Source organism: Porphyrobacter sp. THAI-01a, assembly GCF_056868655.1.
In genome coordinates this window covers 960,804-984,707 of sequence record NZ_CP180579.1, presented here as the reverse complement: position 1 = coordinate 984,707, position 23,904 = coordinate 960,804, and the positions used below count along the sequence as shown (strand labels likewise).

Here is a 23,904-nt window from a genome sequence, read left to right as displayed (position 1 = left end):
ATATGCAGGACCGATGAACGCCAAGGACACCGCCCTGCCTCCCTGCGCCGGCCTCAGGATCGGCGACATGGCCCCCGACTTCGAGGCGCGCAGCACGCTCGGCCCGGTCAAGCTGTCCGCACATCGCGGGCGCTGGCTGGTGCTGTTCTCGCACCCGGCGGACTTCACCCCCGTGTGCACCACCGAATTCGTCGCCCTCGCCCGCGAGGCCGCTGCCTTCGAGGCGCGCGGCTGCGGGCTGATGGCGCTCTCGGTCGACAGCCTCTTCGCCCATTTCGCCTGGCTGCGGATGATCCGCGACCGCTTCGGCGTCGAGGTGCGCTTTCCCATCATCGAGGATCCGACGCTGGTGATCGGCCGCGCCTTCGGGATGGTCTCGGCGCAGGACAGCGACAGCGCCGCGGTGCGCACCACCTTCTTCATCGACCCGCGCGGCGTGATCCGGGCGATGACCTGTTATCCGGCCAATCTCGGCCGCTCGGTCCCCGAGATGCTGCGCATCCTCGACGGGCTCCAGGCGATCGACGCAAGGGGCGCGCTGGCGCCGGCCAACTGGCAGCCGGGCGAACCGCTGCTGCAATCGCCCTCCCACGATCTCGATGCGGTGTTCGACGCCGAGGAGGCCACCGCGTGGTTCCTGCGCGATGCCGAGGAGCCGCGCTGATGGCCGAGGACGCGTTGATCGAGGCCCTGAAGGCGCTCGCCCACCCGCTGCGCTGGCGCATCCTGACCGCGCTGGCGGCGGGCGAGCGCAATGTCGGGGACATCGAGCAGGCGACCGGCATTGGCCAGCCGGGCCTCTCGCAGCAATTGGGGGTGCTGCGCAAGGCGGGGCTGGTCGCCACGCGCAAGGAAGCCAAGCTCGTGTTCTACGCGCTCGCCGCCGAGGAGCTGGCGGGCGTCACCGCGGCGATGGCGCAGCTCGTCCCCGGAGCGGTCCTCCCGGCGGGCGAGCCGCTCGCCCAGCGCATGCCTGCACCGGGGGTGGCGAACTTCGCCCGCCTCGCGTGAGGCTCTCGCGCGTCACATCGTCCAGCGGAAGCCGAGGAAGAAGGATCGCCCGATCGGGCTCACCGGATAGGCGCGCTCGGTCACGAAGGGCTTCACGTCGCTGAGGTTGTTGACCCCGCCGAACAGCTCGAGATTGTAATCGGTGAAGGTGTAGCTCGCCGCCAGATCGTGGGTCCAGGTCTCGCCCACCATCCCGGCCGGGCCGAACTGGGCGTCGATCGTCTCGATCTCGACCCCGCGCAGCGCCATCTTTCCGAAATAGCTGAGCGTGTAGCTGAGATTGAACTCGCCGATCCCGTAGGTGGCCGTGGCACGGCCCGACCACTCGGGGCGGCCGATCTCGGTCAGCTCGGGATCGATCCGGGTGAGATCGGTCGGGTCGAAGAAGAAGTTGAGCTTGTCGACCCACGACCCCGAGGCGTTGAGGCCGAGGCGGTGCACGCCGATGGTCGTGTTGTAGGCGATCGAGGCATCGACCCCGGCGGTCTCGATCCCGACGAAGTTGATGGTCTGCAAGGTCAGCGAGTTGAACCCGAGGAACTGCGCCGAGTTGCGGTCGCGGTTGCGGGTGAAGGAGTTGCAGAAGTCGTTGGGGAAGGTGGTGCTGTCGTAGCAGTTGTTGACCACGTCCTGCGCCGCCACGGTGCTGATCGCATCGTCGATCTTGATGTGGTAGTAGTCCGCCGTGATCGCGAGGCCGGGGATGAAGCGCGGCTGCAGCACCACGCCCGCGGTGTAGGTGTCGGCGGTTTCCTCGCGCAGGTTCGGGTTGCCCGAGATTGTCCCCGCAAAGCGCGCGCTCAGCGGATCGGAGAAGCCTTCGGGAATGCCGTCGGCGCGGCAGTTGTTGATGCGGTTCTGGATGTTGGCGAAGCCCTCGTTGCGCAGCCGGTCGATCTCGGTCTGGTCGCAGGGGTCGAAGGGCCGGAAGAAGGCCGCCTGCGGGGGCGCGAACAGCTCGGAGATGTTCGGCGCCCGCACCGCGCGCGAATAGGTGCCGCGGAAGCGCACGTCCTCGATCGGCGACCAGAAGCCGTTGATCGCATAGGTGAAGACGTTGCCGACCGTGCTGTAGTGCGAATAGCGCCCGGCCAGTTCCAGCCGCAGTTCCTCGAAGGCGGGCACGCCCTCGAGCAGCGTCGTGCCGATTTCGCCGAAGATTTCGACCACGTCGTAGCCGCCGCCCGAATTCTGCGCGAGCTCGTCGGACGGCGTCGCCAGCGAGGTCTGCGAGAAGCCGAGATCGCCCACGAAATCGCCCGCCTTGCCGTCGACGGTGGTGACCGGCAGGATGCCGCGCACCAGCGGGTCGAAGACCGAACGGCTCTTCTCCTCGCGGTATTCGGCACCCAGCGCGAACTGGATCGTGTCGTAGGGCAGGCCGAGAATCCCGGTCTCGCCCGAGACGAGGCCGTGCAGCTCGAACAGCTCGGTGCGGAAGGTGTTGATCGTGGTGGTGGTGATGAAGTCCACCGCCTCGGGGCTGATCGAGGGGATGCCGCCGAGGATGTTGGCGGGCTTGCACTGCCCCTGCCCCGGCACGAAGGTGAGATAGCCGAACTCGCCGGTGGGGATGCCGAACACGGTCGAGGGCGAGCGGGTGGCAGGGTTGATCTCGCTGCGGCAGACGGGGTTGCCGTTCGGCCCGCGTACCACGTCGATGGCGGCGAAGAAGCGGTCGAGCAGCACGTTGTTGCGGTTGATCGCCTTCAGGTCGTAGCGGCCCCAGTTGGCCGAAAGCTCGAAGGTGATGTCGTCGGTGACATCGCCCTGGATCCCGCCGACGAAGCGCCAGGTCTCGGCGATGTTGGTGTCGATGTTGGGTCCGAGGTCGGTCGGGTCGCGGGTGACGAACAGCCCGCCGGCATTGGTCGCGATGGGCTGGAGCACGGCCGGGATGAAGGGGTTGTCGGGCGCGATCGTCAGCAGGTCGTAGAACGAGTTCTGGTTGGTGCCGAAGGTGGTTTCCTGCCGGAAATACTTGCCCTCGAAGAAGACGTTGAGGCCATCGGAGATGTCGTAATCGGTCAGCACGTTGATCCCGAAGCGGTCGGTCTGCGGGATCAGGAAGCCGTTGTTGTCGAAGATGTTGCCCTCGCCCCCGAAGGCGTTGAAGTTGCCGGCGATGAGGCCGTCGTCCTCGAGCACCTTCACGCCGTTCTCGGTGACGATGTAGCAGCCGCCCAGCGCGCCGAAGCCGTTGTAGTCGAACAGGCCGTTGAAGCCGGTGAAGCTCTCGGTGCAGTCGCTGCGGCCGTCGCGGTCGATGTCGGAGAAGGGATCCGCGAAGTCGGCGGGGATGACGACGCCGCCCGCCGAGGTGATCTGGAAGCCGTATTTCGGCCCGATCGCCCGGGTCGGCGCCGCCACCGCGCGGTTGATCAGCGCCTGTTCGGCCGCGGTCGGCGTGACTCCGGTCGGGAAGATCTGGTTGTAGCGCGCCGTGCCGGGGGTGGGGATCACGAAGCCGTAGGGGTAGCGGCCGCGTGCGAGGCTGAAGAAGTTGCTGAAGTTGGGCGTGTTCGCGCCCAGCTCGCCGCGCTGGAAGCGCAAGGCGGGGTTCGGGCCGTTGGTCGAAATGTTGCCGTCGCGGAAGCCCGCGCGGTCGCCGAAGCGCAGGCCGTCGTCGCGGTTGTATTCGCCCACGATGGTGAAGTTGCCGCGCCCGTCGTCGAAGTTCTTGCCGAGCTTGACGAAGCCGTCGAAGTTGAGCCCGTCCCCGCTGTCCGACAGGCCGCCGGTCATGCCGAACTCGATCCCTTCGAATTCGCGGTCGAGCACGAAGTTGACGACCCCGGTGACGGCATCCGCGCCATAGACCGCCGAGGCCCCGCCGGTCAGCACTTCGACATTCTTGATCAGCGCGGTCGGGATCGAGTTGATGTCGACCACCGAGGTCTCCGCGACGCCCGCGACGTGGCGGCGGCCGTTGACCAGCACCAGCGTGCGCTGCGCGCCGAGGCCGCGCAGGTTGAGCGTGGCCGCGCCCACCGCCCCGCCCGAGCCGAGCTCGCCCGGCGCGATCGACTGGGCCGAGGAGACCGAGGCGGAAAGCGCCGGCAGGGTGCGCAGGGCATCGACCACGTCCTGTTCGCCGCGCAGCTCCTGGGCGTCGAGCGAAACCACGGGAGAGGGGGAATCGAGGTTGGAATCGCGCTTGAGCCGCGATCCGGTGACCACGATCGCATCGCCCGGCGCGGCGGTCTCGGCGGCGAGCATGGACTCTTCCAACATCACCGCCGCCTCGCTGGCGGCTGCGGCCTCCGCCGCCTGGGCCAAGGCGACCGAAGGATGCAGGAGAGCGAGGCCTGAGAGAAGGGTGGTGGAGAGAAGAGCCGGACGGACGGAAACCTTGCGCAACACGATCATTATCTTGCCCCCGAAAAGCTGGGTTAGTCGTTCCTCCCCTGACTTTCGGCGGGCTGGCGTCATTATCCGCACCAGGCTCCCCGGATAGGTGCGCAGCATCCCCTTCTGCCACACTGTGAAGACAGTGATGCAGGTGGGGCACAGGCTCCGCTATGCGCCATTTGACTTATGTTGCACTTATGTGATGAAGTGAGGTTATTCTGGCAGCAAATAACTGTTAGGGAACGCTATTCACGTTCCTCTATTCGAGCATTTAACTCGTCTCTGTCCAATCGCCGCTTCTTCGCAGACAAACCCGCCTGCCGCCGGCCTGCGAGTCTCAGCCCGCGCTGGCCGTCGCTTCGGCCGCTGGCGGCTGCGCAAGGGCGCGGCGGAAGCGGCGACGGACCAGCCACGGCTCGAGCCAGCGCCCGACGAGATAGATCAGCGCGAAGAGGCCCGCCATGAAGTAGCCCTCGTCGGGCGAATGGCGGCCTTCGTCCTTCTTCTCGTCCTTCTTCTTGTTCGGATCCTCGGGCGCGGGGGCGCCGAGGAACTCGTCGACGGGATTGAGCTTCTTCACGGGCTTGGGCTTCTCGTCCTTCTTCTCGGCCTTTTCGGCAGCTTCGGGGGAAGCGGCCTCCCATGCGTTGATCGTCACGGCGAGCTGCGCGAAGCCGAGGAACAGCAGCGGCGCGAGGAAGGCGAACAGCAGCGCGTGGCTGAACAGGTCGAAGCGCAGCACCGCGCCCGCGCCGGCCCGCTCGATCCACAGCCGCCCGCGGGTGAAAGTGGCGAGCTTGTCCTGCGCTGCCGGGTTGTGCTTGCGGTAGACCAGCGCATCGCCCTCGGCCGACAGGGTCGTGCCCGGGGTTTGCAGCAGCGGCCCGAGCCGGTCGAAGGCCTCCGCAGCCGACAGCGCAGGGTCGATCGGCACCGCACCGCGCACGCGCCAGATGTGGTCGATCAGCGGCAGGTTCAGCCCCGGCATGGCGATGCGTCCGGCAGACAGGCTTTCGGTGGCCCCGCTCACTCCGCCGGTTCCAGCTGCGGCTGCACCGCGCCGCCGCCGAAGCGCCGGGCGAAAGCGGCCCTGGTGCTGCGCCAGCCCTCACGGAACGGAAAGATCATCGTCTCGGCAATATCCATGCGGCGCCCGCCCTCCATGCCCAGCACCTCGGCCTCGCCGTCGACGCAGGTGCCGAAGATGCGGTCCCAGATGATCCAGGTGCCGGAGTAGTTGCTGCGGGTCGCCTCGTAGTCCTGCGAGTGGTGGACGCTGTGGTGCTCGACCGTGTTGAAGATGAAGCGCCACCAGCGCGGCGTGTTGAAGCGCACGTTGATGTGCTGGTAGACCGACACCGTCATCCCGATCGCGCCCGCCAGCAGGAAGGCGCGCGGCAGGAAGTCGAAGAGCCCGCCGATCCCCAAACCGATCAGGAACAGCTCGACCGGATTGCCGACCGCGCCCTTGTTGATGTTGAGCTGGGTGATGTAGTGGTGCGGCGCGTGGGTCAGCCACAGCGGGTACCAGTTGTGCATTCCCCGGTGCATCCAGTACTGGCCGAAATCGAAGATCATCGAGATGATCACCGCCTGCACCAGCAGCGGCAGGCCGGTGAACCAGGCGAACTTGTCCCAGTCGAAGGCGCCCTGCACCGCCTCGATGATCACGCCGTCGCCGATATAGCTGTCGACCATGCGCAGGAAGGTCATGCCAAGCGCGACGTAGAAGGCGTCGGTGGCGAACTCCTTCCACGTCAGCTGCCAGCTCTCGTAGCGCGGGTTGACCCATTCGAGCACCAGCAGCAGGATCGTCCAGCCGAGGCGGATGGCGATCGCGGTCGAGGCGACGGCGAGCCAGTTGGGGGCGTAGTACCAGAACAGGATCGCCAGCAGCAGCATCGCGGGCTGGAAATAGGTGAAGACGAACTGCTTGATCGGCCCGCCCTCGACCTTGCCGATGTTCTCCCAGCCGACGATCACGGGCGCATCCGCCCCGATGATCCGCTTGCCCACCTGTACTCCGGCCATGGCCCACTCCAGTCGAGAATTTGTCGGAATTCCGCGCCCGATCAGCCATGACGTCCTCACCCCTGCGAGGAAGTGGCCAAATGACGTAGTATTGCGCGACCTGGTAGCAAGTGCCTGAATTTATAGCGTACTGAACAAATCAATCGGTCATGAGTCTGACGGCGATCGCGGTCGCCGCAGCACGGGTTTCCACCCCGAGTTTACGAAACACCTGTTCGAGGTGCTTGTTCACCGTGCGCGGGCTTATACCCAAGATTTCGGAGATCGTCTTGTTGGTTTTGCCATAGCTCACCCACAGCAGCACCTCGGCCTCGCGCCGGGTCAGCCCGCCCTGCTTCTGGAGCGCGGCGATCTTGCCGTCCTCGCGCTCCTCGCTGACGCGCACGAGGGTTTCGCCGGGACGGTCGGATTCGAGCACCGCGAGCTCGATCTTGAGGCCGCCGACCTCGATCCTGCTGCCGGCATGGGGCTGGACCTGTTCGGCGAGCAGCTGGCGCAGCGGGCCTGCCAGCTGCCGGGGCGGCGTGCCCCGGTCGGCTGTCCACTCGGGATCGAGCCGGGTGAACAGCGTCTCGACCTGGGGCGTGCACCAGATCACGCTTGCGTCCGCATCGAGCGCCACGAGGCTCCTTCCCGCAAGACCCAGCGCGAGCCGCGAGCGATAGGCGCCCCGGGCGTTGGCGAGGTGCACCCGGATGCGCGCCAGCAGCTCCTCGATGACGACGGGTTTTCTCACGTAGTCCACCCCGCCCGTGCCGAGCGCGGCGACGACGTGTTCGGGATCGTTCAACCCCGTCATGAAGATCACCGGGATATGCGCGGTCGCCGGATTGCGCTTGATCGCCCGCGTGGTCTCGATCCCGCTGATGCCGGGCATGATCGCATCCATCAGGATGAGATCGGCCTGCGCCTCGGCGAGCAGTTCCAGCGTCGCCTCGCCGCTGCGCGCGATCAGCACGGTCATCTCCTCGGCGCCGAGGGTGTCGACGAGGAAGCGGAGCGAATCCGGGTTGTCGTCGACGACGAGGATCGTGTCCCTACGCTGCATCGGAGGCCCCCGCCTGCGCGAGGCGCGCCAGCGCCTTGAGGTCGAAACTGTCGAGTGCGGCGCGCATCCGCTCGGCCAGCGGTCCGGCCTCGGGCGCCAGCGCGGCGAGCGCGTCGATCTCGCTCTCGATCGCCCGGACATGGCCGATCCGCACGAGTCGCTCGATTTCGGCGCAGTGCGCCGCCGCCTGGGGCGCGACGGTGAGCGGCAACCGCAGGGTCGCCTCGGCCGGAGCGGCGCCGCGCGGCAGGCCGGCGGCGCGCACCCATTCGACCCCGAGCTGGCCCGCGATCACATCGAGCAGCACAGTGAAATCGAAGGGCTTCATCACGAAGGTGTCATTGGCCGGCCCCTCGGCAGGCGTCGTGTCCGGGTCCGGCGCCTCGCCCGACAGCATCACGATCCGCAGCGACGCCCCGTGGCGGCGGCGCAGCTGGCGGGCGATGTCCCACCCGTTCTCGCCTGCCAGCATCACGTCGCACAGCACCAGATCGGGCTGAACCTGCGCCGCCAGAGCCAGCGCGCTCTCCCCGTCGCTCGCGGTGCGAACCTGGAACCCCAGCGGCTCGAGCAGCGAGCGCACCATCGCCAGGTGCGCCGGATCGTCGTCGACCAGCAGCACCCACCGCTCGCGCCCGAGGTAGCCCGTCACCGCTCCCGCCTCGGGCGCCGGCTCGCTCGGGGGGCTGAGCGGCTGGGAGAGCATCAGTCGGACGGTGAAGCGCGAGCCCTCCCCCGGCCTGCTCTCGACCCGGATGTCGCCGCCCATGATATGCACCAGCGCCTGCGTGATCGCGAGGCCGAGCCCCACGCCGGGCCGCTCCGCCGCCGGACCGCCGACCCGCTCGAACGGCGAGAAGATGCGCTGCGCATCCTCGGGCGCGATTCCCATGCCGGTGTCGATCACGGTGAAGGTCGCCAGCTCGTTGCGGTATTCGACCTTGAGCGTCACCGTGCCGTGATCGGTGAACTTGATCGCGTTGGTGGCGAGATTGATCAGCACCTGCCGCAGCCGCTTGGGATCGGCGTGGACGAATTCGGGCAGGCGTTCGGGCCGTTCCAACACCAGCGCCAGCCCCTTGGCCTGCGCCTGGAGCTCGAGCATGGCAATCAGCTGGTCGAGGAACTCGGGGAAGCGGATCGCCTCGCGCGACAGCTTCATCGCCCCGCCCTCGACCTGCGATATGTCGAGCAGCCCCTCGACGAGGTGGGCAAGGTGCTCGGCGCTGCGCCGGATCACGCGGGCGGCGGCGAGCGTGTCCTTCGCATCCCCGCGTTCGAGCAGTTGGGCATAGCCGTAGATCGCGTTGAGCGGCGAGCGGATCTCGTGGGCAACGCTGGCGAGGAAGCGGGTCTTGGCCTCGTTGGCGGCCGCGGCGGCATCGGCGGCCGCGCGCAGGCGGGCAATCTCGTCGCCGTCAGGCGCGGCGGTATCCCCGCCCTCGCGCCGCAGCCATGTCGTCAGCCGCCCCGCCATCGGCTCACCGCGAGGCGATATAGGCGCGCCAGCCGCCGAGATGCGTGATGTCCTCGGCCCCCGTCAGCGCGCGCGATTCGGCGACGAAGCCCTTGACGCTCGACCCGTCGGCGAGCTCGACCGTGCCGATGGCGAGCGGCGGCGGCACCTCGGCGACGAAGCTTCCGAACTCGGCCAGACCCAGCTCGTAGACCTCGACCGCGACCGCCGAGCCGTCCTCGCTGTGGACCAGCGCGGGCTTGGGCGGCACCGTATCCGCCATCGCGTAGAGCCGGTAGGTGGGCGCGGTGGTGAAGGCGCCGACGAACTTCGCCGCGCGGCTGGTGAGCTGCCAGTGCAGCGGCATGCCTTCGAGATGGGCGCCGACGACGGCGAGTTTGACGGTGTCCATGCGGTCTCCGAGGTCGAGAGGAGGAAGGGGCGGCAGGGCGGCTAAGGTCAGATAGGCACCCGCGAGCGCGATCAGGGCTTTGTCCGTATGGGCCGGGCCGATGAGGGTGATGCCGAAGCCGGTGCTGTTGGACTTCGCGCCCGCCGGGACGGCGATGGCGGCCATGTCCAACAGGTTCACGAAATTGGTGTAGAACCCGAGATTGCTGTTGAGCGCCACCGGCGCTTCCAGCAGTTCGGCCACCCGATAGGTCGTGCCGGTGGTCGGGAAGGCGAGCGCATCGACCTCGCCCCACATCGCCTCGGCCTGGCGCTGCAACTCGGCGAGACGGTAGATGCCGTTCCACAGCTCCGTCGCCGACATCGCCGCGCCGGGGGCCACCACCTCGCGCACCACCGGATCGATCGCGAGCGGATCGCTTTCGAGCAAAGGCGCGATGGCGGCTGTGCGCTCGGCCACCCAGGGGCCGCCGTAGAGCAGCCGGGCGGCCTCGAGCAGCGGGTCGATGTCGATCTCGACGATTTCGCACTCCCGCGCCAGCGCCGCGAGCGCGCGCCCGTAGAGATGCTCCGCCTCGACATCGCCGAAGAACTGGCGCTGGGCCTTGCGCGGCACCCCGATGCGCCGCCCCTTGAGCGGCTCGTCCCGAGGGGGCCGCGACCACGCATCCCCGGCATCGAACCCGGCGATCACGCTGTCCACCAGCGCCGCATCGGCCAGCGCGTCGGTGAACACGGAGATGCAATCGAGCGTCCGGCAGGCCGGCACCAGCCCGCGCGTGCTCCACCGCCCCTTGCTGGGCTTCAGCCCGACGAGATGGTTGAACGCCGCCGGCACCCGCCCGGACCCCGCCGTGTCGGTGCCGAGCGCGAAGGCGACCAGCCCCGCGGCCACCGCCACCGCGCTGCCCGAGGACGACCCGCCGCTGACATAGTCGCGGTTATAGGCATTGCGCGGAATGCCGTAGGGCGTGCGCGTGCCGACCAGGCCCGTGGCGAACTGGTCGAGATTGGTCTTGCCCACGCAGATCGCGCCCGCCGCCTCCAGCTTCCCGATCACCGTCGCGGAGCGTTCGGGAGCATAGGCGAAGGCCGGGCAGGCGGCGGTGGTCTCCAGCCCGGCAACGTCGATATTGTCCTTGGCGGCGAAGGGCACGCCCGCGAGCGGCAGGCGCTCGCCGGCGGCCACGCGTGCGTCGATCGCGGCGGCGGCGGCGCGCAAGGTGCCGGGCGCGGCGCGGCTGATCCAGACCTGCGGCTGATGGGCGTCATAGCCGGCCAGCCGCGCGAGCGTTTCCTCCATCACCGCGAGCGCGGTGGTGGTGCCGTTGTTGACGTCGCCTGCGATCGCGGCGGCGCTGAGGCGGGCGAAGTCGCTCATGACGCCCTCCGCAGCGCCAGCATCGGCGCGCCGGGGGCGAGCGACTGGCTTTCGGCGATGTAGACCGCCGCCACCGTGCCGCTGGCCGGAGCCTCGAAGGGGCACTCCATCTTCATCGCCTCGATCACCGCGATCACCTCGCCCTCGGCCACGGTGTCGCCGGGACGGACGAGCAGCTTCCAGACGCTTCCGCCGAAAGGCGCCTCGATCAGGTCGGCGCCCTCGGGCACGGCGATCGCCGCCGCCTCGCCCGCATCGCTCTCCGCCCCAAGCAGCGCGCTCACCCGGTCGAACTCGCCGGAGGCCTCCCACGCGGCGCGCTCGGCATCGAAGGCGGCCTGCCGGGTCGCCTCGAAGGCGGCGATGCTGGCGGCGTTTTCGGCGAGGAACCTGCGGTAATCGGCAAGGCGGAAGGTCGTCTCCTCGATCCGCAGCGCGCGCCGACCTTCCGGGAAATCACGTCGCCACTCGGCGAGTTCTTCCGCGCTGACGGGGAAGAAGCGGATCTGGTCGAAGAACCTGAGCAGCCACGGCTTGCCCCCGGTGAAGTCCTGCGTCTGGCGGTGCGTGTTCCACACCTGCACGGTGCGCCCGAACAGCTGGTAGCCGCCCGGCCCCTCCATCCCGTAGATGCACATGTAGGCCCCGCCGATCCCGACCACGTTGGGCGGGGTCCAGGTGCGCGCGGGGTTGTATTTGGTGGTGACGAGCCGGTGGCGCGGATCGACCGGCGTTGCCACCGGCGCGCCGAGGTAGACATCGCCGAGGCCGAGCACGAGGTAGCTGGCATCGAAGATCAGCGCCTCAACCGCCTCGGCGTCGGGCAGGCCGTTGATGCGGCGGATGAACTCGATGTTGTCGGGGCACCACGGCGCGTCGTCGCGGACCGTGCCGACATATTTGGCGATGGTCTCCTCGATCGCCGGGTCGCGCCAGCTCAGCGGCAGGTGGACGATGCGCGAGGGGGCCTCGAAACCGGCGAGATCGCCCATCGCCGCCTCGGCCCGTAGCAGGGCGGCAAGGGCCCCCGCCTGGTCCAGCGTGGTGCCGTCGAAATGCAGTTGCAGCGAGCGGATGCCGGGGGTGATGTCGATCACCCCGGGCAGGTCCATCGCCTCCAGCGCCTGCATCAGCGCGTGGATGCGGATGCGCAGCTCGATGTCGAGCACGATGTCGCCATATTCGACGAGGATGTTGCGGTCGCCCTGCTGGCGGTAGGTGGTGCGCGGGCGCGCGCCGTCGGCGGGGGTCTCGGCGAGGATCGGGGAGAGGTCGGCGATGGCCCGCGATGCCGTGATGTCGTCGATGCTCACCGGCACGAAGCGCACCCGGTCATCCGGGGCGAGCTGGCCGATCTTCCAGCGGTCGGCGGCGATCACCGTGAAGGGGCACACGAAGCCGCCCAGCGAAGGCCCGTCGGGGCCGAGGATGATCGGCATGTCGCCGGTGAAGTCGACCGCGCCGATGGCATAGGGATTATCGTGGATGTTCGACGGGTGGAGGCCCGCCTCACCGCCGTCGCGCCGCGCCCATTCGGGCTTGGGGCCGACGAGCCGCACACCGGTGCGGTTGGAGTTGTAATGGACCTGCCATTCGGCCGCGAGGAAGCGGGCAATGTCCCCCTCGGTGAAGAAATCGGGCGCGCCGTGGGGGCCGTAGAGCACGCGCAATTGCCATTCGCACCCGAGTTCGGGGAGCAATCCTCCCCCTTGGGGGAGGGGGACCACCGCAGGTGGTGGAGGGGCAGGTGCCGTTGCTCCGAACTCCTCGCCGTCTCGAGCTGGCGCGCCCGCCCCTCCACCATGCTTCGCATGGTCCCCCTCCCCGTGCCGGGGAGGATTGAGGTGCAGCACATCCCCCGCCACCAGCGCGCGGGCGGCATGGCCGCCGAACCGGCCGAGGGTGAAGGTGGCCGCTGAGCCGAGATAGGGGACGACATCCAGTCCGCCGGCGAACAGCACATAGCCGCGCATCCCGCCGCCTGAGGCGCGGCCCATCGCCAGCGTCTGGCCGGCGGCGATGCGCAGGGCCTCCCCGCGTGGGACTGGCTCGCCGTCCACCGTCGCGCCGAAATCCGCGCCGGTGAGGCAGATGGTGGCAGGGGCCTCGAACAGCAGGGTCGGGCCGCTGGCGGTGACCTCCAGCCCCGCCGTGCCCTCGGGATTGCCGAGGATGCGGTTGCCGAGGCGGAAGGAGAGATCGTCCATCGGGCCGCTCGGGGGGACGCCGACGTTCCACAGCCCGAGGCGCCCGGGCCAGTCCTGCACCGAGGTCGCCGTGCCGCCGGCGATCACCCGCACGGCGCGCGGGCGATAGGCGACGGTGTCGAGCATCCGGGTGGAGACCTCGCCGCTGGTGAAGCCCGGAGCGCGCGCCACCTCGCGTAGCCACCGGAGATTGGTCTCGATCCCGTCGATGCGCGAGGCATCCAGCGCCGCCTGCATCGCGGTGATCGCCTCGGCCCGGGTCGCTCCTTTCGTGATGAGCTTCGCCAGCATCGGATCGTAGAAGGCGCTGACCTCGCTGCCCGCCATCACCCAGGTCTCGGCGCGGATGCCCTCGGGGAAGGCGACGTTGGTGAGCGTGCCGGTGGTGGGGCGATAGTCCTGCCCCGGGTCCTCGGCATAGAGCCGCACCTGCACCGAATGGCCCTGCGGCGTCGGCGTGGGGGCGTCGAGCATCGCGAAATCGCCCGCCGCGCCCCGGATCATCCATTGGACGAGGTCGATGCCCATGACCTCCTCGGTGACGCCATGCTCGACCTGGAGGCGGGTGTTCATCTCGAGGAAGAAGAAATCTTCGCGCTCGGCATCGTAGAGGAACTCGACCGTGCCCGCCGAGAGATAGCGCGCCGCCTCGCCGAGCCGGACGGCGGCGGCGATCAGCGCGGCGCGCTTGGCCTCGGGGAGATTGGGCGCGGGCGCCTCCTCGACGACCTTCTGGTTGCGCCGCTGGAGCGAACAGTCACGCTCGCCCAGCGCCATGACGCGGCCCCTGCCGTCGCCGAAGATCTGCACCTCGATGTGCCGCGCGCGGGGGATGTAGCGTTCGAGGAAGACGCCCGCGTCGCCGAAGCTCGCCTCGCCCTGGCGGACCACGGTGGCGAAGCCCTCGCGCACGGCGGCTTCGCTCTCGCAGACGCGCATGCCGATGCCGCCGCCGCCGGCCGTGGCCTTGAGCATGACCGGAAAGCCGATCCGAGCGGCGGCCGCGGCGGCCTCGTCCGCGCCGGTCAGCAGCCCGGTGCCGGGGGCGAGCGGCAGGCCGTTGGCCTCGGCCAGCGCCCGGGCGGAGTGCTTGAGGCCGAAGGTGCGGATGTTCTCGGGGGTCGGCCCGATGAAGACAACGCCCGCCGCCGCGCAGCCTTCCGCGAAGTCGGCATTCTCGGCAAGGAAGCCGTAGCCCGGGTGGATCGCTCCCGCCCCGGTCGCCCTCGCCGCCACCAGAATTGCCGCGACATCGAGATAGGACTGCGCCGCCGGGCCCGGCCCGATGCACACCGCTTCGTCCGCCGCGCTGACGTGGAGCGAACCCGCATCGGCCTCGGAATAGACCGCCACCGTCCTCAGCCCCATCGCCTTCGCCGTGCGGATGATCCGCGTCGCGATTGCGCCCCGGTTGGCGATGAGGACGGTGTCAAAACTCATGCCGCCGCCACGATCATCCGCACCGGGGTGGGGTTGAAGCCGTTGCAGGGGTTGTTGACCTGCGGACAGTTGGAGACGACCACGATCACGTCCATCTCGGCGCGCAGGTCGACCGTCAGGCCGGGGGCGGAGATGCCGTCGACGATGCCGAGCGTGCCGTCTTCCTCGACCGGCACGTTCATGAAGAAGTTGATGTTGGAGACGATGTCGCGCTTGCCGCGCCCCTGGGTGAGGTTCGCCTCGAGGAAATTGTCGACGCAGGCGTGTTGATGCTTGGTGTGATGTCCGTAGCGCAAGGTATTGCTTTCACACGAACAGGCGCCGCCGATCGTGTCGTGGTAGTCGACCGCGCTGGCGACGATGGTCATCAGCGGATTGCCCTCGTTCGAGAGCAGCACCGTGCCGGTCCGCAGGAACAGGTTGCCCTGCGCCGCCACCGTGTCCTGCGCCGAATAACGCTCGGCGTCGTCGGCGGCGGAATAGATCAGGAAGTCGACCGCCTGGTTGCCCTCGACATCAACGATGCGCAGCACCTCGCCGGCCCGGACATGGTGCAGCCACGGCGCGCGCGCGGGCACGATCTCGTCGTGGATGATGCTGCCGGTGAGGCCGGAGAGGGCCGGATCGCTGCTCATGTTCTGGTTCCGGTGGAGAGGGTTAGCGGCGGTAGTTGTCCTCGGTGTTGAGGTAGGCGCGCAGCCCCTCTGGCGTGGCATTGCGCAAGGGATCGTCTTCGGAGGTCACCGGCCCGCGCCATGCGGTGAGGCGCAGCGGTGTCGAATGGTATGCGGGACGGGGGTCGAGCACGTGGGGGCAGTTGGCGATCACCACCACCACCTCCATCTCGGCCCGCAGCAGCACCTCGCGCCCGGGCGCAAAGGGGCCGACGATCGGGGTGATACTGCCATCCGCCTCGATCCGGGTGCCCTTGAACAGGGTGACGCAGGGATGGACATCGCGGCGGGTAAGGCCATGCTTGGCCGCGCCGAGGATCAGCCGGTCGCGCCCGTTGGGAAAGGCGCCCGAATTGCGACCCTCACCATATTTCCGTGCGTTACCGGCCGCATTTGACACACCGCAGAAGGTGTCGTGCGTCCCCGCGCCGTCCTCAAGGATGCTCATCAGCACCCGGCCCATGTCGCTGAGCAGCAGCTTGCCCGCGCCCAGATAGGCGTTCCACTGGACCTTGACCGTGTCGGCGACGTTCAGCCGCTCAGTCGGCATCTCGGCGTTGAAGATGTTGAGCGAAGCGCAGGCATCGCCCGCCTTGTCGATCAGCCGCAGCCGCGTGCCGCGTGCGAGCCGCCGCGAGGTGTAGCCGCCGGGCGCGACCGTCTCCTCCCACACAAGATCCCCGGGAACCACGCCCTCGGGCAGGTCATCCGCCACGGGCGGGAGGATGGGCATGGTCTCGACCCGCGTGCCGCCTTGCGCGCGGGCATGTTCGCGGGCGGATCTGGGATCGGCGGTCGCGCTCATTCGGCGGCCTCTTTGGCAGGCGGAACATCCTGCTCGTGGAGCGGCGGGAGCAGCGCGGTGGTGGTGACGAGCTGCAATTGCTGCACGCCCCTGATCGCGCGCAGGGCATCGCACAGCTGCTTCAGGCGCACCGCCGGGCCCTGCACCAGCAGCACCTCGAGCGACTGGTCCTCCTCGAGGAAGACGTGCTGCGAGGAGATCACCTCCTTGAGATATTCAAGCTGCGTTTCCGCCAGCTGCTGGCGCACCCGCCCCGCCCCGCCCGCGTAGACAATGGTCACGGTCCCCGCGAGCATCTCGTCCGGGCGGGTCAGCGCCTCGTGCTCGGCCAGCGCATGGCGGATCAGTTCGGCGATCAGCTGCGAGCGCGAAGGCAGGCCGCGCTCCTCCACCATCATGTCGAGCTGGCGGAACAGCTCGGCCGGAAGGCTCATGGAAAGGCGCGCGAGACGGGAGGGTTCGGGGGGACTCATGGGGCGACCATTTCAGGTATTAACTTTCGTGTCAATCGTAATACCGGCTGTCTCGACAAGGGCTTCCTCGGCCTGCTTGCGGGTCAGCGCGAGGTCGTAGACCACGCCTGCGCCATAGCGGTGCGGGGCGTGCGGATCGTGCCGGCGCTTGTCGAGCGTGAGCACCCGCGTGCCGAGGGTGAAGGCCTCCTTGATGTCGTGCGTGACCATGATCACGGTCAGCCCGTGCTCGCGCCACAGCCGCGTGATGAGCGCGTGCATGTCGCTCCGGATGCCGGGATCGAGCGCGCCGAAGGGTTCGTCGAGCAGCAGGATGCGCGGCCGCTTGATCAGCGCCTGGGCGATGGCGAGGCGCTGCTGCATCCCGCCCGACATCTGCGCGGGGTAGAGGTCGCGGGCATCGGCGAGGCCGACCTGTTCGAGCATCGCCCCGGCCTCGGCGATCGCGGCGCGCCGCGCGCTGCCGAACAGGCGGGCGGTGAGGGGCGCAGCCGAAAACTCGACGCCGATCAGAACGTTGCCGAGCACCGTCAGATGCGGGAAGACCGAGTAGCGCTGGAACACCACCCCGCGGTCTGGCCCGCACTCCGCCGGAAGCGGGGCGCCGTCGAGGGTGATCGTCCCGCGCGTCGGCTTCTCTTGGCCGAGGATCACGCGCAGCAGGCTGCTCTTGCCCGCCCCCGAGGGGCCGATGATCGAGACGAAGCTCCCCTCCGCTATATCGAGCGAAATGCGCTCGAGCACGACCTTCTCGCCATACTCCACCCAGAGGTTGCGAAGGCTCAGCATCGCGCTCAGTGCGCCCAGCCGAACAGGCGGCGGCTCGCCCGCGAGAGGGCAAGGTCCATCACCACCGCCAGCAGCGCGATCCACGCCACGTAGGGCAGGATCACGTCCATCGCGAGGTAGCGGCGGACGAGGAAGATGCGGTAGCCGAGGCCGACGTCGGCCGCGATCGCCTCGGCCGAGATCAGGAACACCCATGCCGGGCCGAGCGAGAGGCGCAGGGCCTCGAACAGCCGCGGGAGCGCCTGCGGCAGGGCGACGCGCAGCACCACGCCCCAGGAATTCGCCCCCAGAGTCAAGGCCTTGATCACCTGCTCGCGCGGCAGGGCGCCGATATGTCCGGCGACGTCACGGATCATGAAAGGCGCCACCCCGACCACGATCAGCGCCACCTTGGCGGTCTCGCCGAGGCCGAAGACGATGAACAGGATCGGCAGGAGCGCGATGGGCGGGATCACCGCAATCGCCGTCACCAGCGGGCCAAGCACCGCGCGAAGAGGCGGCAACGACCCGACAACGAGGCCGACACAAAGTGCCGATGCCGTCGCGATGCCGAGGCCCATTCCCAGCCGCCACAGGCTCGCAAGGGTGTCGGCCCAGAACAGGTACTGGCCGGAGAGCGGATCGGCTTCGAACAGCAGCCCCGCCATCGCCGCCGCCATCGCGCCGGGGAGCGGCAGGATCTTGTCGGCCGGGTTGTCCGCATGGCGCGCGGCGGCGGCGACGACATAGGCCAGCGCCAGCACCAGCAGCGGCACCGCGCCGAGCAGCAGGTTGCCGCGCCGCCCAGGATTGGCGGTGACCCACCTCACCGGTCAGAGCTTCCCGTCGGCGGCGAGCTGCATGTAGGTCGGATCGAAGCGCAGGGTGATCGCATTGGCATCGCCCAGTGTCTTGCCGCCCGGGAAGCTCATCCCCACCGCGTCCGCCGAACGCGCGCCCTGCCCGAACAATCCTTGCGCGAAGGAGAAATCGCGCACGCGGGTCATGGTGGTGACGAGATCGGGCGAGGCCATCGCCGCCACCGCCGCCTTGGGATCGGTGTAGAGGAAGGTGGTCGACAGCTGGCCCTCGAAGGCTTGCGGATCGGTGCCTGCGAGCTTCGCCATCGCCGCGCGCGCCGCCGCGCCTTCGGCATCCTGCTTCGCCATCAGCGCCATCGTCTCGTACCAGATCCCGGCAAGCGCCTTGCCGAGGTTCGGATTGGCGGCGAGCACCTTGGTGTCGACCACCATCAGGTCGAGGATCTCGCCCGGGATATCGGCCGAGGTGAACACCGCCCTGGTCCCCGCGACGCCCTTCATGGTGGTGACCTGCGGGTTCCACGCCACCGCCGCCATGACCTCGGGAGAGGAGAAGGCGGCGGCGATATCGGCATCGGAGGTGTTGATCGTCTTCACATCGGTGAGCTTCATGCCGCTCGTCTCGAGCGCGCGGGCGAGCAGGTAGTGCGAGACCGAAAGCTCGGCGAGATAGACCTGCCGCCCCTTGATCCCCGCCACCGCATCGGCGCCCTTCAGCAGCACGGCGTCATTGCCGTTGGAATAGTCGCCGAGGATGATCGCGCTGGTATCCTTGCCGCCCGCCGCGGGGATCGTCAGCGCGTCCATGTTGGCGACCGTCACCCCGTCAAGCTTGCCCGCGGTGTACTGGTTCACGCTCTCGATATAGTCGTTGACCTGCACGAAGCGGATCGTGATGCCGTATTTGTCGCCCCACTTCTTCACGATGCCCGCCTGCTCGGCATAGGGCCAGGGCATCCATCCGGCATAGATCGACCAGCCGATGGCGAATTCGGTGCGCGGGGCGGCGGCTTCCTCCTCCCCGCCGGAACAGGCCGCCAGCGCCAGCGCGGCGAAGGCCATTGCGAGGTAGCGGGCGGCACGGCGGGCCTGCTGGAGCATGATTCGTCCCCTATGTTGCGCCTGCGAACATCCGCCGCTTCGGCCCGTTTGTCCACCATGAATTATTACGATTGATTGGAAACGTAATATGGGCGAGATTGGTTCCACCGTGGCAGGAACCGCGCCCTGACGAGGGCCTCCTCTCCCCCTGCCCCAGGCATGGAGACGCACAGCCATGATCCGCAAACCTGCTGCCCGCCCGCTCGCCGTTCTCGCCGCCGCCGCCGCGCTCGCCGCCACCGCCTGCGCCGACGACACGCCCCCGCCCGACGACGCGGTCGGCCCCGTGCCCGATCTGGTCGAGACCGCGCTCAAGGTGCCCGGCTTTGCCGATTTCCTCGCGGTCGATGGCGATGCGGTGTGGGTGACGAATGATGGCCGGGTGGAGAAATGGTCCCCGGCCGGAAAGCTCGCCGCGGTCGAGGTGCCCCGCCCCTGCGGGACCATGGCGATCGCGGCCGGATCGCTGTGGGTCGCCAATTGCCCGGGCAAGGAGGTCTGGCGCATCGACCTCGCCACCGGCGCCGTGCAGGCGAAGATCGCCACCGGCCTCGCCAATCCCAAGGGCGAGACGAACGTGGTCGCCGGCGCGGGCGCGGTCTGGGTGCCGAGCGATCCGGCGGGCAAACTCGCGCGGATCGACCCTGCCACCAATGCCGTTGCCGCCACCGTCACCGTCGTGCCCGAGACCTGGTATCTCGCCTATGGCTTCGACGCGCTCTGGGCGGTGTCGAGCGAGGGCAAGCTCCTCCAGAAGATCGACACCGCCACCAATGCCGTGACCGGCACGGCCGCGCTCGGCGACACGCCCGGCTTCCTTGCCGCGGGCGAGGGCGCGGTGTGGGTGCAGGAACAGGGCGACGGCACCGTGGCCAAGGTCGATCCGGCAAGCCTTGCCGTGGCGGGGCGCACCAAGGTCGGCGACAATCTCAAGTGGGGTGACATCGACGCCGCAGGGGGCGCGGTGTGGCTGCGCACCACCGACGACCAGACGATGGTGGTGATCGATCCCGCCAGCCTCAAGATCCGCGCGCGGATGGGGGCGGCGGTGGGCAGCGGCGCGCTGCGCTGGACGCCCAAAGGGGTGTGGACCTCGGCCCACGACAACCAGACCCTGTCGTGGTGGAGCGCGCCTGCCGCGAAATAGGAAAAAGCGCGCGAGGGGTGGGTCGACCTCTCGCGCGCTTCCCTTTTCTGTTCCCGTTATGACACGCCCGCGATGGACACGGGGCCCGAAGGGCTCGGGAATCAGAACTTGTAGCCCAGCTCCACCCCGAACCGCTGGAGGCCGCCCGGCGAGATGAACGATCCGCCGAACTCGACTGCGGTAATCACCTCGTTGAGATACTTCTCGTTGAACAGGTTCTCGGCATAGGCGGTGATGGACCAGGTCTCGCTCTCGAACCCGACGCGCAGGTCCATCACCCCGAAGGCGTCGCGCCGCGTCACCGAATAGTCCGCATCGCCCACGAAGCCCGGCAGCTGGAGCGCCGAGATCGGCAGCAGCCCGCTGAACAGGGTCGGGTTGGGATCGTCCTGCAAGGTGTGGAACCACGTCGGCCCGGTGATGCGGTAATCGGCGCGGGTGACGAAGTCGATGCTGCCGGACACCGGCAGGTCGAGCTGGGTGCCGAGGTTGATGGTGTAATCGGCGGTGTGCGGCGACTTGTTGCCGACCGTCACGGGCCGCGAGGCATTTGCGAGGATCTCGCTTTCGGTGACGTTGCCCGATGCGAACAGTTTCCAGCCGCGCACCGGCTCGACCGTCACGTTGAGCTCGGCCCCGTAGAGCTCGACCTCGTCGATGTTCGAGACCACGCGCAAGAGGCCGAAGCCGCCGACGAAGAACTCGAAGAACTGCATGTCATCGACATTGGTGTAGTAGCCCGCAAGGTCGAAGGTCACCGCGCCGTCCATCAGGCTGCCCTTGACGCCTGCCTCGAAGGCGCTCGAGACTTCCTTGCGGTACTGGTCGTCGATGTCGACATTGGTGCCGATGAACTGGTTGAAGGCCTGGTCGACGATCGCGGCCGAGCCCTGGTTGTTGAAGCCCCCCGATTTGAAGCCGATGCCCCAGTTGCCGTAGAGGTTGATGTCGTCGGTCAGCTCGTAGCGCAGCGAGATCTTGGGCTGGAACTGCTTGAAGGTCGCCGACTGCGGGGCGATCGGCTGGACCGCGCCGTTCACGACGCGCTGGCCGGGGTTGATCGGCCCGCCGGTGATCGGATCGAAGACCGCCGGAACGAGGCTCGCCACCTGCCGGTCCTCGATGTCGTAGCGCCCCGCGAGGCTGACGTTGAAGCGGTCGGACACGTCGGCATCGAGCGCGGCGAAGACCGCGTAGACATCGGTGGTGAAGGCGTCGTTGTAGAGCTGGGTGGTCGGGTTGTCGCTGCCCGGCGCATTGTAGAGCCGGCGGATCACCCCGCGCCCGAGATCCGCGCCGAGGCTGACACCCACCTCGCGGTCGATGTGGAGGTAATAGGCCCCGACCTGCCAGTTGATCGGCCCGTCACCATTGGAGGCAAGGCGGATTTCGCCCGAGATGTCCTCCTGCTGGCGCACCTGGAACTGGGTGCCGTCGCAGGTGGTCGGGCTGTAGGCGCCGAAGGTCGATCCGGTGGCGGGGTTGAAGATGAAGGGGATCGGGCTCGCGCCGATGAAGGTCGGGGCGTTGAGCGGATAGCCGGTCAGCGCCGCGGTGCTCGCCGCGCAGGCATTGGCCGCCGCGACCGAGGCGGGTGTCGCGCCCGGGAAGGTGAAGCGCGCGAAATCGGCCGAGGTCCCGTCGGCGACCAGCGCCTGGTCGACATCGCTGTAGAGCAACCATGCCGTCAGCGTCGCGCCCTCGAACTCGTGCTCGACCTTGGCCGAGGCCTCGAAGGTGGTCTGGTCGTTGGTCGGACGGATGTTCGAGTACCAGTCGAAGGGGTGCTCGTTGACGTCCTCGAAGAAGGCCGGGTCGACGGCGGCGAAATTGGGCAGGTGGAAGCTCGCGTTGAAGTTGATCGAGGCGCCCTTGAGGTCGGCATAGCGCGCCTTCACGTCGAGCTCGGTGTTCGGCCCCAGCTCGGTCACGAAGCGGGCGTCGATGCCGAAGATCTCCTGGTCGTCGATGGTCTTGGAATTGCCGAGGAAGCGGTTGCGGAAGAAGCCGTCGGTGCGGAAGTAGTTGGCCGAGACCACCAGCCCCGCGGTGTCGCCGATCGGGGTCGAGATGAAGCCGTTGGCGAGGTAGGTCTGATCCTCGGCGGCGCGCACGATCATGCCGCCTTCGAGGCGGTCGCCGGGCTTCAGCGTCTGGAGCACGATCGCGCCCGCGGCGGCGTTGCGCCCGTAGAGCGCGCCCTGCGGGCCTTTCAGGATTTCCACCTGGCGCAGCGTGCCCTGGTTCTGGTTGAGCTGGGCGGTGTTGGTCTTGAGGATGCCGTCGACCACCAGCGCGACCGAGCTTTCCGCGTCGCGCGCGCCGTTCATGCCGCGGATGTTGATCTGGGTGTCGCCCGCCTCGGCGGTGCCGGTGACGATGGTGACGCCCGGAGTGAGCTGGATGAAGTCGTCGGCGCGCTGGACGCCGGTCTTGGCGAGCGTCTCGGCGCCGAACACCGTGACCGCGGCGGGCACATCCTGCAGGCTTTCGGACTGGCGGCGGGCGGTGACGATGATGCCGCCCTCCTCCTGCGTCCCGGCGGCGGGGGCCTCCTGCTGCGCGGCGGCGGGGGCGGCGAAGGCGATGGCGCCGAGAGCCGCGCCAGAGGCTAGGACCAGACGGACATTCATAAGGCGGCTCTCCTGAAGTGGGATCGAGAGGTTGCGGGCGGCCGGGCGCGGGTGCGCCGGCGCGATGGCGTGGCTAATGGGCGGAAATGCGGACGATGCGCGGCGGGCGTGCGGACGCAGCGGAGGCTGCCGCAACCGGCTGCTCCTTCCGCGATCGGCACATGAACCCCTGAACGCTGCACGGCCACACCCCTGTTTCTCAGGCCTGTTGCCTTGGCCTGTTGCCCCGGGTGGCGTGCGTATTGTATACAAATCCTTCCCGTCAAGCCTTTTGCACGAATGGGGCGAAAGGACCCCGACAGGTGTGTTTTTGTCGCCGCACAGGCTTGCCGGATGCCGAACCGGGCCGCACATAGGAAGATGATGAAGATGCTTGCCCCCTCCCCTTCCCGCCCGGCGGCACCCCGGTGAGTCGCGCCTCGGAGCGGGCCTATGCGGCGATCCGCGCCCACCTGCTGAGCGGGGCGGTGAAGGCCGGCGAGCAGCTCACCGAGGACCAGCTCGCCCAGATCACCGGGGTCAGCCGCACCCCGGTGCGCGAGGCGGTGCGGCGGCTCGAGGACGAGCTGCTGCTGGTCCGTTCGGACACCAAGCGCCTGTTCGTCGCCGACTGGAGCCGCGACGATATCGAGGAAATGTTCGCGCTGAGGCAGATGCTCGAATGCCATGCCGCCGAGCGCGCCGCGCAGCGTCTTTCCCGAGAGCAGATCGCCGATCTGGAGGCTCTCAACCAGGAGCTGAAGGCGGCGGTCGAGCAGAGCGCGCCCGATGTCGCGCGCTTCCTCGATGCCAATCGCGCCTTTCACGAGGTGATCATCGACGCCGCCCATTCGCCGCGCCTCGGGCAGTTGCTGGCGCGGCTGGTCGAGGCGCCGGTGGTGCTGCGCACCGCGCGCACCTACACCCAGGACGACCTCAGGCAATCGGCGCGCGACCACGACGAGCTGATCGCCGCCTTCGCCGCCCGCGACCCCGACTGGGCGCGCGCCGTTATGGGCAGTCACCTGCGCCGCGCCTTCCATACCTTTGCCCGCGCGGTGGGGCCCGCGGCCGGCGAGAGACTTGCAAAAGACGCATAACAACGCGCTGCATCCCGTCCGGTTCCAGCCTGCCAAGTCAGACCAAGCATGATTGCAATTGTATACA

The 23,904-nt window shown here is 68.5% G+C and carries 18 protein-coding genes; 4 read left to right on the top strand and 14 right to left on the bottom strand.

Translation table 11 applies throughout. The annotated features are described in order from the left end of the window. Positions 1-13: 13 nt before the first annotated feature. Together ACMX37_RS04745 and ACMX37_RS04740 are read left to right on the top strand one after the other, a co-directional pair. Positions 14-664, top strand: coding sequence for a peroxiredoxin (locus ACMX37_RS04745; RefSeq protein WP_088914889.1), 651 nt, complete (start codon positions 14-16; stop codon positions 662-664). Further along, positions 664-1,011, top strand: a complete 348-nt coding sequence (locus ACMX37_RS04740; RefSeq protein WP_483147747.1) for an ArsR/SmtB family transcription factor — start codon at positions 664-666, stop codon at positions 1,009-1,011. Before ACMX37_RS04745 ends, ACMX37_RS04740 begins: the two co-directional genes overlap by 1 nt. Positions 1,012-1,023: 12 nt before the next feature. On the opposite strand, the gene ACMX37_RS04735 is transcribed toward ACMX37_RS04740, so the two are convergent. The 13 genes from ACMX37_RS04735 to ACMX37_RS04675 form a co-directional block, all read right to left on the bottom strand. Next, positions 1,024-4,290, bottom strand: coding sequence for a TonB-dependent receptor domain-containing protein (locus ACMX37_RS04735; protein WP_483147746.1), 3,267 nt, complete (start codon positions 4,288-4,290; stop codon positions 1,024-1,026). A 409-nt stretch (positions 4,291-4,699) separates the two neighbouring features. After that, complete coding sequence (locus tag ACMX37_RS04730) at positions 4,700-5,392, bottom strand: hypothetical protein (RefSeq protein WP_483147745.1); 693 nt, start codon at positions 5,390-5,392, stop codon at positions 4,700-4,702. Further along, positions 5,389-6,393: a sterol desaturase family protein gene (locus ACMX37_RS04725; RefSeq protein WP_483147744.1), complete on the bottom strand. Its 1,005-nt coding sequence runs from the start codon at positions 6,391-6,393 to the stop codon at positions 5,389-5,391. Before ACMX37_RS04725 ends, ACMX37_RS04730 begins: the two co-directional genes overlap by 4 nt. Before the next feature lie 139 nt (positions 6,394-6,532). Next, complete coding sequence (locus tag ACMX37_RS04720) at positions 6,533-7,441, bottom strand: response regulator transcription factor (protein ID WP_483147743.1); 909 nt, start codon at positions 7,439-7,441, stop codon at positions 6,533-6,535. Next, positions 7,431-8,918: an ATP-binding response regulator gene (locus ACMX37_RS04715; protein ID WP_483147742.1), complete on the bottom strand. Its 1,488-nt coding sequence runs from the start codon at positions 8,916-8,918 to the stop codon at positions 7,431-7,433. The genes ACMX37_RS04720 and ACMX37_RS04715 overlap by 11 nt, the downstream gene beginning before the upstream one ends. 4 nt (positions 8,919-8,922) lie before the next feature. Further along, a complete protein-coding gene (gene atzF, locus ACMX37_RS04710; protein ID WP_483147741.1) occupies positions 8,923-10,689 on the bottom strand; it encodes an allophanate hydrolase in 1,767 nt (588 codons plus the stop codon). Further along, positions 10,686-14,336, bottom strand: coding sequence for an urea carboxylase (uca, locus tag ACMX37_RS04705; RefSeq protein ID WP_483147740.1), 3,651 nt, complete (start codon positions 14,334-14,336; stop codon positions 10,686-10,688). Before uca ends, atzF begins: the two co-directional genes overlap by 4 nt. After that, the gene (locus ACMX37_RS04700) at positions 14,333-14,971 is read right to left on the bottom strand and encodes an urea amidolyase associated protein UAAP2 (protein WP_483147739.1); all 639 of its coding nucleotides are present in this window, start codon (positions 14,969-14,971) and stop codon (positions 14,333-14,335) included. Before ACMX37_RS04700 ends, uca begins: the two co-directional genes overlap by 4 nt. A gap of 22 nt (positions 14,972-14,993) precedes the next feature. After that, positions 14,994-15,815: an urea amidolyase associated protein UAAP1 gene (locus ACMX37_RS04695; protein ID WP_483147738.1), complete on the bottom strand. Its 822-nt coding sequence runs from the start codon at positions 15,813-15,815 to the stop codon at positions 14,994-14,996. Continuing rightward, the gene (locus ACMX37_RS04690; RefSeq protein WP_172836019.1) at positions 15,812-16,249 is read right to left on the bottom strand and encodes a CopG family ribbon-helix-helix protein; all 438 of its coding nucleotides are present in this window, start codon (positions 16,247-16,249) and stop codon (positions 15,812-15,814) included. Before ACMX37_RS04690 ends, ACMX37_RS04695 begins: the two co-directional genes overlap by 4 nt. Positions 16,250-16,300: 51 nt before the next feature. Then, the gene (locus ACMX37_RS04685; protein WP_483148361.1) at positions 16,301-17,086 is read right to left on the bottom strand and encodes an ABC transporter ATP-binding protein; all 786 of its coding nucleotides are present in this window, start codon (positions 17,084-17,086) and stop codon (positions 16,301-16,303) included. Continuing rightward, positions 17,083-17,886, bottom strand: a complete 804-nt coding sequence (locus ACMX37_RS04680) for an ABC transporter permease (RefSeq protein WP_483147737.1) — start codon at positions 17,884-17,886, stop codon at positions 17,083-17,085. Before ACMX37_RS04680 ends, ACMX37_RS04685 begins: the two co-directional genes overlap by 4 nt. Before the next feature lie 3 nt (positions 17,887-17,889). After that, a complete protein-coding gene (locus ACMX37_RS04675; protein ID WP_483147736.1) occupies positions 17,890-18,978 on the bottom strand; it encodes a putative urea ABC transporter substrate-binding protein in 1,089 nt (362 codons plus the stop codon). Positions 18,979-19,153: 175 nt separating this feature from the next. Between ACMX37_RS04675 and ACMX37_RS04670 the strand changes: the two genes are divergently transcribed. Then, positions 19,154-20,125: a Vgb family protein gene (locus ACMX37_RS04670; RefSeq protein WP_483147735.1), complete on the top strand. Its 972-nt coding sequence runs from the start codon at positions 19,154-19,156 to the stop codon at positions 20,123-20,125. A 101-nt stretch (positions 20,126-20,226) separates the two neighbouring features. On the opposite strand, the gene ACMX37_RS04665 is transcribed toward ACMX37_RS04670, so the two are convergent. Beyond that, a complete protein-coding gene (locus tag ACMX37_RS04665) occupies positions 20,227-22,758 on the bottom strand; it encodes a TonB-dependent receptor (RefSeq protein WP_483147734.1) in 2,532 nt (843 codons plus the stop codon). A 407-nt stretch (positions 22,759-23,165) separates the two neighbouring features. Between ACMX37_RS04665 and ACMX37_RS04660 the strand changes: the two genes are divergently transcribed. Continuing rightward, complete coding sequence (locus ACMX37_RS04660; RefSeq protein WP_483147733.1) at positions 23,166-23,837, top strand: GntR family transcriptional regulator; 672 nt, start codon at positions 23,166-23,168, stop codon at positions 23,835-23,837. The last annotated feature ends 67 nt before the right edge of the window (positions 23,838-23,904 follow it).

Coding starts and splice junctions, on each gene's coding strand:
- uca (WP_483147740.1), bottom strand. CDS start 14,336: ATGAGTTTTGACACCGTCCTCATCGCCAACCGGGGCGCAATCGCGACG.
- ACMX37_RS04695 (WP_483147738.1), bottom strand. CDS start 15,815: ATGAGCGCGACCGCCGATCCCAGATCCGCCCGCGAACATGCCCGCGCG.
- ACMX37_RS04675 (WP_483147736.1), bottom strand. CDS start 18,978: ATGCTCCAGCAGGCCCGCCGTGCCGCCCGCTACCTCGCAATGGCCTTC.
- ACMX37_RS04670 (WP_483147735.1), top strand. CDS start 19,154: ATGATCCGCAAACCTGCTGCCCGCCCGCTCGCCGTTCTCGCCGCCGCC.
- ACMX37_RS04740 (WP_483147747.1), top strand. CDS start 664: ATGGCCGAGGACGCGTTGATCGAGGCCCTGAAGGCGCTCGCCCACCCG.
- ACMX37_RS04665 (WP_483147734.1), bottom strand. CDS start 22,758: ATGAATGTCCGTCTGGTCCTAGCCTCTGGCGCGGCTCTCGGCGCCATC.
- ACMX37_RS04720 (WP_483147743.1), bottom strand. CDS start 7,441: ATGCAGCGTAGGGACACGATCCTCGTCGTCGACGACAACCCGGATTCG.
- atzF (WP_483147741.1), bottom strand. CDS start 10,689: ATGAGCGACTTCGCCCGCCTCAGCGCCGCCGCGATCGCAGGCGACGTC.
- ACMX37_RS04745 (WP_088914889.1), top strand. CDS start 14: ATGAACGCCAAGGACACCGCCCTGCCTCCCTGCGCCGGCCTCAGGATC.
- ACMX37_RS04700 (WP_483147739.1), bottom strand. CDS start 14,971: ATGAGCAGCGATCCGGCCCTCTCCGGCCTCACCGGCAGCATCATCCAC.
- ACMX37_RS04715 (WP_483147742.1), bottom strand. CDS start 8,918: ATGGCGGGGCGGCTGACGACATGGCTGCGGCGCGAGGGCGGGGATACC.
- ACMX37_RS04690 (WP_172836019.1), bottom strand. CDS start 16,249: ATGAGCCTTCCGGCCGAGCTGTTCCGCCAGCTCGACATGATGGTGGAG.
- ACMX37_RS04725 (WP_483147744.1), bottom strand. CDS start 6,393: ATGGCCGGAGTACAGGTGGGCAAGCGGATCATCGGGGCGGATGCGCCC.